Below are 13,776 nucleotides of genomic sequence, written 5' to 3' on the forward strand. Positions count from 1 at the left end.
GGGAGACTGCTCACCAGACACGCCAAGGCCGCCCTTTGAGGCGGCCTTGGCGTGTCTGAAATAGGTGAGTGAAATAGGCGAGTGAAATGTGTGGAGAATGACCACCGGCCAAACCAGGCTTCATCAGACGGGGTATTTCACTGCTCCGGCTCAGCAATAGGCTTGCCTGGTGGTATCTGACGAGGGCCGGACACACGCTGCTCGGCGCGCAGCGTCCACATCACACCGCCGAGAATCAACAGCATGCCCAGCACTTCATTGCTCTGCGGCCATTGCCATGCCAGCAGATATCCGTAGAGCAACGCACAGCAGGTCTCGAAGACGATCATCTGTCCGCCTACCGACACCGGCAGGCGCTGGGCCGAGGAATTCCACAGGGCATTGGCGATCCAGGAGCCTCCGACCGACATGAACAGGGCTGCGGCAGCGAAGGCCAGCCAGCGTTCAGACGAGAGCTCCAGCGGCAGTATCCGCGGCTGCAAGACGGCGACCAGTACAAGAATCATCACTGCCACGACCCCGGTCGCGATGCCTTGCAGGGTGGACCACTCTCGCGCGGAAAAACGACCGGCCTTGAGCTGCTGGGCATTGCGCAGCGCGAACCATGCCCAGGACATCACGCCGAGCGAGCCACACAGCACGCCAATCAGGTCTTGCCACTCTCCTGCGCCCTGCAGGAAGCGAAGTAGAACAGGCACGTTCATGCAGACGATTCCCACCCCGATCAACGTCAGGGACAGGCTCGCGGACAGGCGGCTCGCCTGAATATGGCGTCTCCCGATCAACATCACCGCCACCGGCACCAGCCCGTTGATCAATGCCGCAATGGCCACGCCGGCATATTGAACGGCTGCCGTCAGCAGGATGAAATACGCCACATTGCCTGTCAGCGCCAACTCCAGCAGCAAGCGGGTATCGCGCGTAGTGAGGCGAGCAGACAGGCGGCGAGCATGGGGCAACGCGATCGCCGCGGCAAACAGTCCGTAGAGCCCGAAACGTGCGCAGCTGATGACCACTGGATGGATGTCACCAAGCAGTGAGGGCAACACGATGACGCCTCCCCAGAGGGCACCTGCCATGCCGGCATGGACTATTGCTTTCTTCATGATGAGTCGCCCTTGTCTTGATCAAGGTGCCACTCTAATGCGTTACTTCGTGATCAAGCAGCGACTTTGCCGCATCCAGCCATTCCATCAAGGAATGCATGGCGAGAGAGCTGCCATACATCATTTGCTCGAGCGCAAACACTGATACAGACACAATTCCAAATACAGGGAGCCCCCATGGCAGGACGCTTTCGCCATCTTCCCTCACTGGAGGGACTCGCGGCCTTCGAGTCCGTGAGTCGCTTGGGAAGCTTCACCCGCGCCGCCGATGAGCTGTGTCTGACCCAGAGCGCCATCAGCAAGCAGATTCGCGCGCTGGAGGCGTCACTTGGCACGCCGCTGTTCGTGCGCAAGGCGCGCGGTGTCACGCTCTCCAATGCGGGAATGCTCTACCAGCAGCACATTCTCCCGGCGCTGCAAGGGCTCGAGATGGCCGGGCAGCGTCTGCGCGCACTGCAGCATCCTGACACCGTCAGCGTGCTGGCAACGCATGCCGTCTCCCAGTACTGGCTGTTCCCCTGCCTGTTGAGCTTCAGCGCCGAGCACCCCGAGATCACCGTGCACATCCACGCCAGCAACGAGATGGATGCCAGCATGGTGCCGGACCATGATCTCGCGATCCTGTATGGCGACGGCGAATGGCCAGCGCTGGGTGCCACGCCGCTGATTCACGAAGATATCTATCCGGTGGCGCGTCCGGAGGTGATCAAGGAGCAGGGACTTTCGCTGGAAGAGCTGGCCCAGCGGCCGTTGATTCAGCTGGATTCCTCCTGGAACTGCATGGACTGGTCTCATTGGTTCGCCCACTTCGGTATTCGCTACCGTGCGCCCAAGTCCGACATCACCTTCAATCAGCTGACGCTGACCTACGCCGCCATCCAGCGAGGCGCCGGCATCGGACTGGCATGGGACTTCATGGCGGCGGACGCCATCGCCAAGGGCGAGCTGGTACGTGTCACGGATCAGCGCGCGATCACCGGCCTCGCGGAGCATCTCGTGTTTGATCTCGATCGGCCGCTCTCGGCCTCCGCGCGACTGTTCCGGGATTGGCTGATCGCCAAGGCTGGGGAGGGCGGTGTGACAGGGCAGAAGGACTGAGCAGGAGGGCTGAGCAGAAGGACTGAGCAGGAGAGCTGAGCACAGTGTCTAGACATGGGCCCTGAACGAGAAAGAGCCACCCCGTGGGGTGGCTCTTCTGGTAGGCGTGAACTGCACTACACCTTGTTCAATGGCGGGGTATCACCCCTCCCGCTCGCCATCCACCAGGCGGCTGATGCCGGAGGGCGCGTCGTGCTTGAGTTCCGCTGGCAGCAGGGCATCCGGCAGGTCCTGATAGCAGACCGGGCGCAGGAAGCGGTGAATCGCGGCGGTGCCGACAGAGGTGGTGCGACTGTCGGAGGTGGCGGGCCAGGGGCCACCGTGGACCATGGCATCGCAGACTTCGACCCCTGTCGGCCAGCCATTGACGAGGATGCGTCCGGCGCGACGCTCCAGCACCGGCAGCAGCTGACGTGCGGCGTCGTGATCGGCGTCATCCAGGTGCAGAGTGGCGGTCAGCTGGCCTTCCAGCGCGCTGCAGACCTGCTTGAGCTGAGCGAGATCATCGCACTCGATAATCAGCGAGCTGGAGCCGAAGACTTCCGCCTGCATGGCCTCATTGGCCAGGAAGTCACTCGCCTGGGTGCTGAACAGTCGGGTCTGGCAGGGGCTGGCGATGGGCGAGTCGCTTTCGCCACTGGCCAGGCAGGTGATGCCGGGCTGTGAGGACAGGCTCGCCACGCCTTCGGCATAGGCCTTGTGGATGCTCGGCGTCAGCATGGTCTGCACCGGACTTGCCTGGATGGCGGGAATGGCGGCTTGCTTGAAGCGTTCCAGTGCTTCGCCCTTGATGGCCAGCACCAGTCCCGGGTTGGTGCAGAACTGGCCGGCGCCCATGTTGAGCGAGCCGACGAATGCGCTGCCCAGCGCTTCGCCGCGGGCTTCCAGTGCGGCCGGCATCAGGATGACCGGGTTGATGCTGCTCATCTCGGCATAGACCGGAATCGGCTGCGGGCGAGCCTGAGCGAGAGCCAGCAGGGCGGTGCCACCACTGCGCGAACCGGTAAAGCCGACCGCCTGGATCTCGGGATGCTTGACCAGCGCCTGGCCGACCTCATTGCCCGGACCGAACAGCAGTGAGAAGACGCCTTCCGGCATCTCGCAACGCTTGGCGGCGCGCGCCACGGCCTGACCGACCAGTTCCGAGGTGCCCGGGTGGGCCGAGTGTCCCTTGACCACCACCGGGCAGCCCGCGGCCAGCGCGGAAGCGGTATCGCCACCGGCCACCGAGAAGGCCAGCGGGAAGTTGCTGGCCCCGAAGACGGCCACCGGGCCCAGCGGGATCTGACGCTGGCGCAAGTCGGCACGCGGCAGGGGCGCACGTTCCGGCAGCGCAGGGTCGACGCGCACATCCTGCCACTCACCTCGACGCAGTACCTTGGCGAACAGCTTGAGCTGCCCGCAAGTGCGGCCGCGTTCACCGTTCAGGCGTGCCTCGGGCAGGCCGGTCTCCTGCATGGCGCGCTGGGTCAGGGTGTCGCCCAGTGCATCGATTTCCTCGGCGATGGTCTCGAGGAAGACGGCTCTGGCGTCGGGCGACGTGGCGCGATAGGCATCGAAGGCCTGGCTGGCCAGCTGGCAGACCTCTTCCACCGTACTCGCGTTGGCACCCGGATAGGCAGGCTCCAGACGCTCACCCGTGGCCGGATTGATGGCGTGGATCGCCTCGCCCTGAGCGGCGAAGCTGCGTTGTCCGATAAGCTGATGACCGTTGAGTGACATCGTGTCTTCTCCTTGATAAGTGAAGCCCTGAGGCAGGTTGAGTCAGGCCGTGGGTGTCGTGTGGGTTGCAGTAGAGGTCGTAATAAAGGTTGCGGTGGAGCTGGGGACAGCGGCAGCGTCCGTAGGCGAGGCGATAGTGGCAATCGGCAGCCGATACCAGTGAATGGCGTTGTCGTGGAGCACCTTGTCGAGGGTGTTCCGGCGCAGATCGGGGCCTGTCATCTGTTCAATGGCGCTGGTCACCAGCGCTAGCCAGTCGCCATAGCTGACCTTGAGGCCGGAGACCGGGAAGTTGCTGGCGAACAGACAGCGCTGGGCACCGAAGATATCCAGTACTTCACACAGCAGCTCGCGATTGGCGCCGGCATCCCAGGCATGCCAGGGCGTGCCCAACTCCGACAGCTTGACGGCGACATTCGCGTTGTCGGCAAGTGCCCGCATGCCTGCGCGCCATTGGGCAAGGCCTTCTGGCGTGCGATCCCACGGCAGCCCGCTGTGGTTGAGGATGACGCGCAGGCCGGGGAAGTCCGCAAGCGTCGCGGCCGCCTCTTCAAGATGCCAGGCGGGCACGCGCAGGTCCCAGCTCAGGTCACGCTCCTTGAGCAGCGCCAACCCTTCGCACCAGCGCGGGTCCTGCAGACTGCCGCTGGTGCCCGCCACCGATTGGCGGGTCTGGGGCGTGGCAGCGGTGACCGGCTTGGCGCGCACGCCGCGAAACAGCGGCGATTCACATTGAGCGTCCAGCTGTGCGGCGCACTCGTCAGTGCCGAAGGCGGCCCAGCCGACATGCACGCTCGGTAGTGCATGAGTGGCCTGCTGTCGGGTGATCCAGCGCGTCTCTTCCAGTGCCTGCGCGCGTGCGGCCTCGGCTTCGCAGTGCACACTGCCCACCAGCCGGAAGCCCTCAGGCACCAGGCGCTTCAAGTCCGCGGCCACAAAGGGCCGGCGGATCGCGGCGTAATCGCCGAGAAAGAAGTTCTCCACCGGCGACTCTTCCAGCCAGGGGTACGCCACCTGGCCATCCAGTGCCCAGAAGTGATGGTGCGCATCGATCAGCGGCTGACTGTGTGAAGGCTCGTGCCTGAATGTGGTATCCGTCATGACTGGCTCATGTCCTGGTTGGAAGCATCAAGTGCCGATTGACTCAGTGGTCACGCATCAGCAGGCAGGACACGTCCGGCTCGGCGCGTGTCGCGAAGCTTCTGCGTACCTGGACGCTCTCCAGATCCAGCACCGCGATGCGATCGCCCTTGAGCGAGACGAAGGCTTGCTCGCCATCGGGGTGGAAGCTCATCGCGATGGGAATCGCCTCAAGCTGGATGGTGCCCAGCGGCGCCAGCGCCTCATCGAACAATGACAGCGAGCTTTCCCCGTAATTGGTGGTGATCAGGCGCCCCTTGGGGTCACGGTAGATGCGGTTGGGATCTCGACCGGTGGTCGCCGAGGCGCGCACGGTCATCGATTCGGTATCCACCGCCACGATGCTGTCGTCATCGCGGTTGCTGATGAACAGGGTGCGGCCATCGGCGGACAGACTGTTGCCCTCCGGCTTGCGGCCCGGAATCATCGCGATGGGCGTGAAGGTGGCATCGTGGGGCTTGAACTTGGTGATGGTATTGCTGAGCAGATTGATGCCGTAGGCCCAGTCGCCGGCCTTGGTGAGCGCGAACAGGTGGGTCTTGTAGCCACCGGAGGACACGGCCAGATCTGGCGTGGTCTGGGTCAGGGGCGTATTGAACAGCAGCAGGGTGTTGTGACCTTCGCTCATGGCGTAGAGGCGGTCCTGATCATCGATGCCCAGACCATGGATACGATAGTACGGCCAGGTACTGAGCGTATTGATCAGCGTGAAGGTCTCGAGATCGACCACGAACACCGAGCAGCCGCCCTGGTCGCCGATACAGTCGGCACCGAGGATGCCGTAGTGACCCACGAAGGCGTAGCGGCCGGTGGAATCCACCACGAACTCATGCGGGTAATCCGGCAGGCGCAGATGGTGGAGTTCCTCGCCGCTGGTGGCGTCGAACAGGCTCAGGGTGTGTGCGCATTTCTGGTTGAGCAGCAGAACGTCTCGGGACATGACATTTCTCCAATCAGCGAGGGTGCCGTCAGGGCCTGGTTATCAAGGACTTGCGCCCTCGCTGGGTGACAGGTAAGCAAGGCGATAGAACGGATGGGCGTTACTGAGTCACGGCGGCCGTGGTCTTCTGCGTGCCTTGCGGTTCGGCTTTTGCATTTACATCGGCACTGGCCTGGCTGGCGCCCTGGATGGCATCGATCCAGTCGCGACCATTGGCGGCGATATAGCTGTCCCAGGTCGGCAGCACGACCTTCTGGAAGGCGGCGGTATCGACGTCGGTCTCGATCTTCATGCCCTTGTCGGCCAGTTCAGCGAGAATCTTCTGCTCGTTCTTCGCGTTCAGTTCACGCTGATAATCACCGGCCTCGCGCGCCGCGCTTACCAGTACCTGCTGATATTCTGGTGACAGGCTTTCGAACTTGTCGTCGTTCATCACCATCAGCAGCGAGGTGTAGGCCTGGTTGGTCAGTGACAGGTAGTCCTGGACCTCATAGAAGCCCGCCGACCAGACGATGCTGATCGGGTGGTCCTGCGCGTCGACCGTGCCGGTTTCCATCGCGGTGTAGAGCTCGCCCAGCGGCATCGGCACAGGATTCGCGCCCAGCAACGAGAAGGCCTCGATCAGCGACTTGTTGGAGTTGGTGCGCATCACCAGGCCGTCGACATCGGCGGGCGTCTTGATCGGGTGCTTGGAGTTGGTCATCGCGCGGAAGCCGACCTCCCAGAAGGCCAGGCCCTTGAGGTTGTCTTCCTTGAGCAGAGCCAGGGCATCGTCGCCGACCTTGCCGTCCAGCACCTGATAGGCCGTCTTGCGGTCCGGGAAGATGTAGGGCAGATCGAAGGCGCCCAGCGCCGGCTGCAGACCCGCGAAGTTGGGGTTGCCGGACATCTCGATATCGATGGTGCCGCTGCGCACGCCGGCGATCATCTGCTGGTCGCCCCCGAGCACGCCATTGCCGAAGATGTTGACGGTGATATCGCCATCCGTGCCTTCCTTGACTAGCTCGGCGAAGCGTTCGGCTGCCTGCTGCTGGGTATCGGTGGTCGGGGCGGCGTGGGCCAGCTTGAGCGTCATCTGGGCATGGGCAGCACTCAGCGGGTCGATCAACAGCAGGCTGGCGAGGGTCGTCTTGATCATGGGTGTCATTGAATGGCTCTCTTGTTGTCTTTGTTGGCGGCTGTCTTAGCGGGCTGCTGTCTTAGCGGGCGACTGTCTAAGCAAGCGGCGTGTCGTTGGCGTCTTGCCTTCTTTCAGTCTTCCTTTGCGGCTTCGGAGTTGTGGTTGTCACGGAGTCAGTCGGTCATCCAGTAAAGGGGCGCGGTGATGATCTGCGGGAAGGCAACGAACAGCAGCAGAATTACCACATAGGCGAGGGCGAAGGGCGCGACGCCACTGACCGCCTTCTCGAACTTGAGGTTGCCGACGCTGGTGATCACGTTGAGCACGTTGCCGACCGGCGGGGTGATCAGGCCGATGGCGCAATTGAGGACGAACATGATCCCGAAGTAGACCGGGTCGATGCCGGCCAGCTTGACGATGGGCATCAGGATCGGGGTGAGCACCAGAATGGTCGGCGTCAGGTCCATCACCATGCCGACCACCAGCACGATGCCCATGATGGCGAGCATCAGGATGCGCGGATCATCGGCGAGCGGCTGCAGCAGTCCGGCCACCATCAGCGGCAGTTGGGCGATGCTGATCAGCCAGGAGGCGACCATCGCCGCGGCGACCAGGAACATCACGATGGCGGTGCTGCGGGCGGCCTGGGCGAGCACGGCGTAGAGCTGGCTGAGGTCGAGTTCGCGGTAGACCACGGTGGCGACGAAGATGGCGTAGACCGCCGCCACCACACCGGCCTCGGTCGGGGTGAAGATGCCGCTCTTGATGCCGCCGATGATGATGACCGGCAGCATGATGGCCCAGAAGCTGTCCTTGAGTGCCTTGAGGCGCTCACGCCCGCTGGCCTTCTTCGTGACCACCAGATCTTCCTTGCGCGTCATGAACAGCCACATCACCACCAGGGTCACGCCCATGATCAGGCCCGGCACGATGCCGGCGAGGAACAGCTTGCCGATGGAGATGCCACCGGCGACCCCGATGATGATCAGCGGAATGGAGGGCGGAATGATCGGCGCGATGATCCCGCCGGCGGCCATCAGGCCGGAGGAGCGGCCCAGCGGGTAGCCGGCCTTGCGCATCATCGGCAGCAGCATGCTGGCCAGCGCCGCGGTATCGGCGACGGCAGAACCGGACAGGCTGGCCATGACGATGGCGGCGAAGATGGCCACGAAGCCGAGCCCGCCCTTGCGGTGGCCCACCAGTGACATCGCCAGCGTGACGATGCGCTGGGAAAGCCCGCCGCGCGACATCACTTCGCCGGCGGTGAGGAAGAAGGGAATGGCCAGCAGGGTGTAGCTGTCGGCGCCATTGACCAGGTTCTGGGCCAGGATCTGCGAGTTGAACAGATCCAGATGCAGCATCAGCACGATGGCACTGACCAGCAGGGCGAAGGCGATGGGGAGGCTCAGGCCGATGGCGGCCAGCAGGGAGCCGAGGAAGAGCCCGATGGTCATGGCGTATCTCCTTGCGAATCAGAGGCGTGGCTCGGCGCGACGCGCGGCGTGACAGCATGCAGTGCCAGCGGCGTCAGCAGACGCCAGAGCAGAATCAGTGACATCAGCACGCCCGCCATCAGGCCGGCGAGATAGAAGACGCCGACCGGAATGCCGCTGATGGGAGAGAGGTTGCTCCAGTTGAGCACCGTCTGGGCATAGCTGCCCTTGAGCAGCATCAGGCAGCAGCCGAGCATCGCCAGGGTCACCAGCCGATCAAGCCCGGCGCGCATGGCCGCAGGCAGCTTGTCGGCGAAGGTATTGACGCTCAGGTGCTCCTGGCGGATCAGCGCCGTGACCGCGCCCATGAAGGTGACCCACACGAACAGGAAGCGGGACAGCTCGACACTGATCGAGATGCCGCTGTTGAAGCCGTAGCGCAGCACCACATTGACGAATACCAGTACGATCATCGCCACCAGCGCCAGCACCATCAGCAGGGTCAGGGTCTTCTCGAGTCCCTTGAACAGCGCCGTGATGCCGACGGCAATGTTCGAGGGGGCGGCCGTGTCCTGCGTAGCTGCCGTGTCTTGCGGAGCTGTCTTTTCCTGCTCGGCGCCAGCGGCCTTGCGGGACTCGGCGTGCGTGGCAGAGGGCGGTTTGATCGACATGGATAACGGCATCTCTTGGGTCAGTTTGTTCATGGTGTCATCCCCGAAGGAGGCATCTCGATGACGGTGCGGCAGCGCTGTCATTGCGCCCCTCTGGTTGCAGCGAATATGGCACTGCCGCGTGTCGGTGGCTGGGACTGATGTCAGAGACCGATGACACAGGCGCTGATGAAAGTCTTCAGCGCGCGTCGGCCAGGGCAGTCTGGAATTGCGTCACCACGTCTGCGTCAAGCGCCTGGGTGTGCTGCTCGATCACCGGTGCCAGGGACTCACGCATGCGCTGGCGCTCACTGTCCGCGACCACGTTGACGGCCATCTTCTTCTCAAGGGCACTCAGCAATTCCTCGTTCAGGGCGCGGCTCTGTTCGCGCTGATAGAGCGTGGCTTCTCGGGCGGCCTCGCGTACCAGCTGGCGCTGCGCCTCATCGAGTGACTCCATGAAGCCTGCCGAGGCGACCAGCACCAGGGCGTCATAGGCATGCGCGGTGCGCGAAAGGTACTTCTGGACTTCGAAGAAGCGCTTGGCGTCGATCACGGTGTAGGGGTTTTCCTGGCCATCCACCGTGCGGGTCTCCATGGCCGTGAACAGCTCATTGACCGACATGGGCACGGCGTTGGCACCCAGCCCATTGAAGAGGTCGATGTAGAGCGCGTTCTGCATGGTGCGAATCTTGAGGCCCTCGATGTCCTCGAGCGTCTCGATGGGGCGGCGGCTGTTGGTCATGTGACGGAAGCCGTTCTCCCAGTACTCGAGTGCCACCAGCTGCTTGTCATCGAGGCTTGCGAGCAGGGCTCGGCCGGCCTCGCCATCCAGCACCGCGTCCGCATGTGCACTGTCATCGAACTGGAAGGGCAGGCTGACGATGTTGAAGTCAGGATTGAGACTGCTGAGGGTCGCGGTGGACGGTACGGTGAAATCCAGGGTCCCGGACTGCAGCATCGAGGTCATGTTGACGTCGTTGCCCAGAATGCCGTTGGAGAACACCTTGACGGTGATCTCGCCGTCGGATCTTTCCTCGACGAGTTGTGCGAACTTCTTGGCGCCCAGCGTCTGCGGGTGGGCATCCGGCAGGCTGGTGCCCATGCGCGCGGTGATCTCGGCGTGGGCAGTGGTCGCGAAGGTCAGCATCAGTCCCAGCGCGGAGACTGTCTTGAGCAGGCCTGTCTTGAGCAGGGCTTTGTTGATCAGAGCTTTATGGGACAGGGCGTGGCGGGTAAGCATGGCGAATTCCTTGCAAGTTGTTGTTATAGAGGCTGTCGTTGTGGCAATCGCTCTCGTGGCGGTCGTCGTCATTCCGGCCAGGCGGTAGCGTTCAAGCGGTAGCGGCGCACGGCGTTGTCACAGAACAGCTTGAGACGGTGTTCGGGACTCAAGGAGCGGCTGAGGTCCTTGAAGGCCTGCAGCAGCGTATCGAGCGAGGTCACCAGCCCATCGACCGGGAAGTTGCTGGCGAACATCACGCGGTGGACCCCGAAATGGCGCAGCACGATGGCAAAGACCTCACGGTTGTCTTCCAGCCGCCAGGGCTGACCCGCGATGCCGAGCCCCGAGAACTTGATCATCACCTGTGGCCAGGCGGCGACCTTGGCGAGGGCCCGTGACCACTGACGCAGGGTGTCGGGATGACGGTCACCGGGCACACCGGCGTGATTGATCACCACCGGCATCTCGGGGTGGCGGTCCAGCAGTGGCAGCAGTTCCTCGAGGTGCCACCAGGGTACCTGCAGCTCGAAGATCAGCCCGCGCCGCGCGACTTCACTGACGCCGTACTGATAACGCGGGCAGCGCAGCGAGCCGGGCATGGCGTGGGTGGCAAGCCTCGGGTCGTGACGTTCCAGCGCGGCCGGCTTGTGGCGAATGCCCATGACCAGGCTGCCCTTGGGGGAACGTGACTCACACAGCGTTGCGAGTTGCTCGGCGATGTCATCCTGATCCAGCCAGGCCTGGGCGATCATGGCATTCGGCCAGCCGGTCTCGTGGGCAGTCTCCTCGACCCAGCTCACTTCCTTGAGCGCATCACCCCGCGCCCATTCCGCTTCCATGTAGACGCAGCCCATCACGCGATGCGCCTCTCCCGCCGCCTTGAGGTGCTCGGCGGGCAGGTAGGGGCGACGAATCGCGGCATAGTCGCCGTAGCGGAAGGCAATCATCGGCTCATCGCACAGCCAGGGGTGGTAATTGCGCGTCGGGTCCCAGACATGCATGTGGGCATCGATGATCGGCAGGTCATCATCCTGCTGCGTGGCCAGATAGCGCTCGCGTTGCTCGCCCAGTTCGGCAAGAGACGCAGGCATCACCGGGGATTGGAGTGAGTCAGAGAGCATGGCGAGCTTCCTTCCAGTGGCGAGTCAGGCGAGCGTGATCAGTGGGCGAGAGCGGCGTCGATGCGTTCCAGCAGCTCGCTGCCGTGCTTGGCGGTGAACTCGGCGCGCACCGGCTCGGCTACCTTGGCCCGCATGCTGGCGGTATCGGGTTCGCGCACGACCTGCATGCCCTGTTCCTCGAGGAAGGCCAGATCGCCCTGTTCATTGTCATGATTGAGCTGGCGCTGATAGCGGGCCGCTTCGCGGGCTTCTTCCTTGATCAGCGTCTGCAGTTCGGGGGCGAGGCTGTCGAACGTCTGCTTGTTCATGATCAAGGGCGCGGCGGTATAGGCGTGCGCGGTCAGCGACAGATGGTCCTGCACCGAATACAGGTTGGCGGAGCGAATCAGGCTGACCGGATTCTCCTGGCCATCCACGGTGCGGGTTTCCAGTGCGGTATAAAGCTCCGCGAAGGGCATCGGGGTCGGATTGGCACCGAGGGCCTGGAAGGCGGCGATATGCGCCGGGTTCGGGGTGGTGCGCAGCGTCAGGCCACTGATGTCATCGGCGGTCTCTACCGCGCGGCGCGAGTTGGTCAGGTTGCGGAAACCGATTTCCCAGAAGGCGAGGCCTTCGATCTGCTGAGGCTGCATGGCAGTCAGCAGGTCCTGACCGACCTCGCCGTCCAGTACCTGATAGGCCTGCTCGCGGGTGTCGAACAGGAAGGGCAGGTCCAGCACGTTGAGCTCGCTGACCAGACCACTGAAGTAGGGATTGCCGGAGAGCTCCAGGTCGATGGTGCCGCTGCGGACACCGGAAATCATCGCCTGGTCATTGCCCAGCTGGCCGTTGGGGAAGATCTTGACCGTCAATTCTCCCGCGCTGCGCTCGGCGAGACGTTCGGCGAAGCGCTCGGCGGCCAGATGCTGTGAATCGGTGACCGGGTGGGCATGCGCGAAGGTCAGCGAGGTGGCGGCAGTGGCGGTGCCTGTCATCGCCAGGCTGAGCAGGGCGGCGGACAGGAGGGTGGCGGTGGTGTGGTGGCGTGAGGTTGTCATGGCGAAACCCTTTTCTCGTTATTGTCGTGATGCCTTGGCGGCGTGGTGACGCTGGTGCTGCTGTTGGTGCTATTGGTACTGCTGGTGCTGCCGGGATCAGGGCCGTGTGATGGCGGAAATCTCAAGACCCTGATCCTTGCTCTACTTGTTGTGCTGATCGGCAGTGTTCACAGCACCGCCATGGCGGATGGCTGCTCAGCGTCGTTGTCGTGGGACTCGAATGCGACCGGGTTGCGCAGCGCGCGCCCGAAGGCCGGCAGTTCGATCTCGAAGCGGTCTCCTTCCTGCACCTTGATCTGATCGGCGAAGCTCAGCGTGGCGGTGCCGAAGAAGTGCACATGCAGGTCACCGGGCGCGCGGAACTGGGCGTACTTGAAGTGGTGGTGTTCCAGGTTGGCCAGGCTGTGGGCCATGTTGGCCTCACCGGTCAAAAAGGGCTTCTCCCACAGGGTCTGGCCTTCGCGGGTGATGCGGCTGGTGCCTTCCAGGTGTTGGGGCAGTTCGCCGATCAGCAGCTCAGGTCCGTAGCTGCAGGCGCGCAGTTTGGAGTGGGCCAGCCACAGGTAGTTGGCGCGCTCGGTGATGTGGTCGGAGAATTCGTTGCCCACGGCGTAGCCGATGCGGTGCGGCTGGCCATTGGCATCGTTGAGGTACAGGCCGACCAGTTCGGGCTCTTCGCCGGCATCCTCGGCGAAGGCCGGCACGCTGATCGCGGTTTCCGGAGCGACCACGATGCTGCCGTCACCCTTGTAGAACCATTCCGGCTGTGCGCCGACCTGGCCTGCGGCGGGCTTGCCGCCCTCGAGGCCCATGCGGAACATGCGCATCGAGTCGGTGACGTTGGCGTCATTCTCGCTGTGTGCCTGGGCGGCGGCATGCATGGCGTCGCGGGTATCGGCGCTGCCCAGATGGGTCAGGCCGGTGCCGGTGACGGTGCAGCGCGCGCGGTCGGGGTGGGTGACCGGCGGCAGCAGTTCGCGGCGATCGATCGCCTGCTTGTAGTCGACCAGGGTGTGCGAGTAGTGCTGTTCGATCAGCGCGCTGAGTCCGATGCCCAGCTCGATGGCGCGGGAGGCCAGCTCATAGGTGCCACCGGGGAAGTCGAGCAGGCGCAGCTGGTCGCGGCTTTCGACCACGGCGACCCGCGGGCCATTGGCGGTGCGAAGTTGGACGAGTCTCATGAT

At 63.7% G+C, this 13,776-nt stretch carries 12 protein-coding genes; 1 reads left to right on the forward strand and 11 read right to left on the reverse strand.

Going from position 1 to position 13,776, the window contains the following annotated elements:
* Positions 1 to 137: 137 nt before the first annotated feature.
* On the reverse strand, positions 138 to 1,106 hold the full coding sequence (locus tag MSG32_RS02870) for a DMT family transporter (protein WP_248377461.1): 969 nt from the start codon (positions 1,104 to 1,106) through the stop codon (positions 138 to 140).
* A 177-nt stretch (positions 1,107 to 1,283) separates the two neighbouring features.
* Here MSG32_RS02870 and MSG32_RS02875 point away from each other — a divergent pair, with 177 nt between their 5' ends.
* On the forward strand, positions 1,284 to 2,204 hold the full coding sequence (locus tag MSG32_RS02875) for a LysR substrate-binding domain-containing protein (protein ID WP_248377463.1): 921 nt from the start codon (positions 1,284 to 1,286) through the stop codon (positions 2,202 to 2,204).
* A gap of 141 nt (positions 2,205 to 2,345) precedes the next feature.
* Here MSG32_RS02875 and MSG32_RS02880 read toward each other — a convergent pair whose 3' ends face one another.
* The 10 genes from MSG32_RS02880 to araD1 all read right to left on the reverse strand — a co-directional run bounded on the left by MSG32_RS02880 (position 2,346) and on the right by araD1 (position 13,773).
* A complete protein-coding gene (locus MSG32_RS02880) occupies positions 2,346 to 3,926 on the reverse strand; it encodes an aldehyde dehydrogenase (NADP(+)) (protein WP_248377465.1) in 1,581 nt (526 codons plus the stop codon).
* A gap of 42 nt (positions 3,927 to 3,968) precedes the next feature.
* Positions 3,969 to 5,027, reverse strand: coding sequence for an amidohydrolase family protein (locus MSG32_RS02885; protein WP_248377466.1), 1,059 nt, complete (start codon positions 5,025 to 5,027; stop codon positions 3,969 to 3,971).
* 43 nt (positions 5,028 to 5,070) lie between these two features.
* Positions 5,071 to 6,006: a YncE family protein gene (locus tag MSG32_RS02890; protein WP_248377468.1), complete on the reverse strand. Its 936-nt coding sequence runs from the start codon at positions 6,004 to 6,006 to the stop codon at positions 5,071 to 5,073.
* Between the two features lie 100 nt (positions 6,007 to 6,106).
* Positions 6,107 to 7,153 (reverse strand): TRAP transporter substrate-binding protein, encoded by a 1,047-nt coding sequence (locus tag MSG32_RS02895; protein WP_248377470.1) that lies wholly within the window; start codon positions 7,151 to 7,153, stop codon positions 6,107 to 6,109.
* Between the two features lie 146 nt (positions 7,154 to 7,299).
* On the reverse strand, positions 7,300 to 8,580 hold the full coding sequence (locus MSG32_RS02900) for a TRAP transporter large permease subunit (protein ID WP_192837780.1): 1,281 nt from the start codon (positions 8,578 to 8,580) through the stop codon (positions 7,300 to 7,302).
* A complete protein-coding gene (locus MSG32_RS02905; protein ID WP_248377472.1) occupies positions 8,577 to 9,263 on the reverse strand; it encodes a TRAP transporter small permease in 687 nt (228 codons plus the stop codon). The genes MSG32_RS02900 and MSG32_RS02905 overlap by 4 nt, the downstream gene beginning before the upstream one ends.
* A 145-nt stretch (positions 9,264 to 9,408) precedes the next feature.
* Positions 9,409 to 10,452, reverse strand: a complete 1,044-nt coding sequence (locus tag MSG32_RS02910; RefSeq protein WP_248377474.1) for a TRAP transporter substrate-binding protein — start codon at positions 10,450 to 10,452, stop codon at positions 9,409 to 9,411.
* A gap of 68 nt (positions 10,453 to 10,520) precedes the next feature.
* Positions 10,521 to 11,555: an amidohydrolase family protein gene (locus MSG32_RS02915; RefSeq protein ID WP_248377476.1), complete on the reverse strand. Its 1,035-nt coding sequence runs from the start codon at positions 11,553 to 11,555 to the stop codon at positions 10,521 to 10,523.
* A gap of 38 nt (positions 11,556 to 11,593) precedes the next feature.
* The gene (locus tag MSG32_RS02920; RefSeq protein WP_192837784.1) at positions 11,594 to 12,592 is read right to left on the reverse strand and encodes a TRAP transporter substrate-binding protein; all 999 of its coding nucleotides are present in this window, start codon (positions 12,590 to 12,592) and stop codon (positions 11,594 to 11,596) included.
* Positions 12,593 to 12,759: 167 nt separating this feature from the next.
* A complete protein-coding gene (gene araD1 / locus MSG32_RS02925; protein WP_248377478.1) occupies positions 12,760 to 13,773 on the reverse strand; it encodes an AraD1 family protein in 1,014 nt (337 codons plus the stop codon).
* Positions 13,774 to 13,776 lie beyond the last annotated feature (3 nt).

It is taken from the genome of Cobetia sp. 1CM21F (genome assembly GCF_023161745.1).
In the GTDB taxonomy this organism is placed as follows: Bacteria; Pseudomonadota; Gammaproteobacteria; order Pseudomonadales; family Halomonadaceae; genus Cobetia; species Cobetia amphilecti.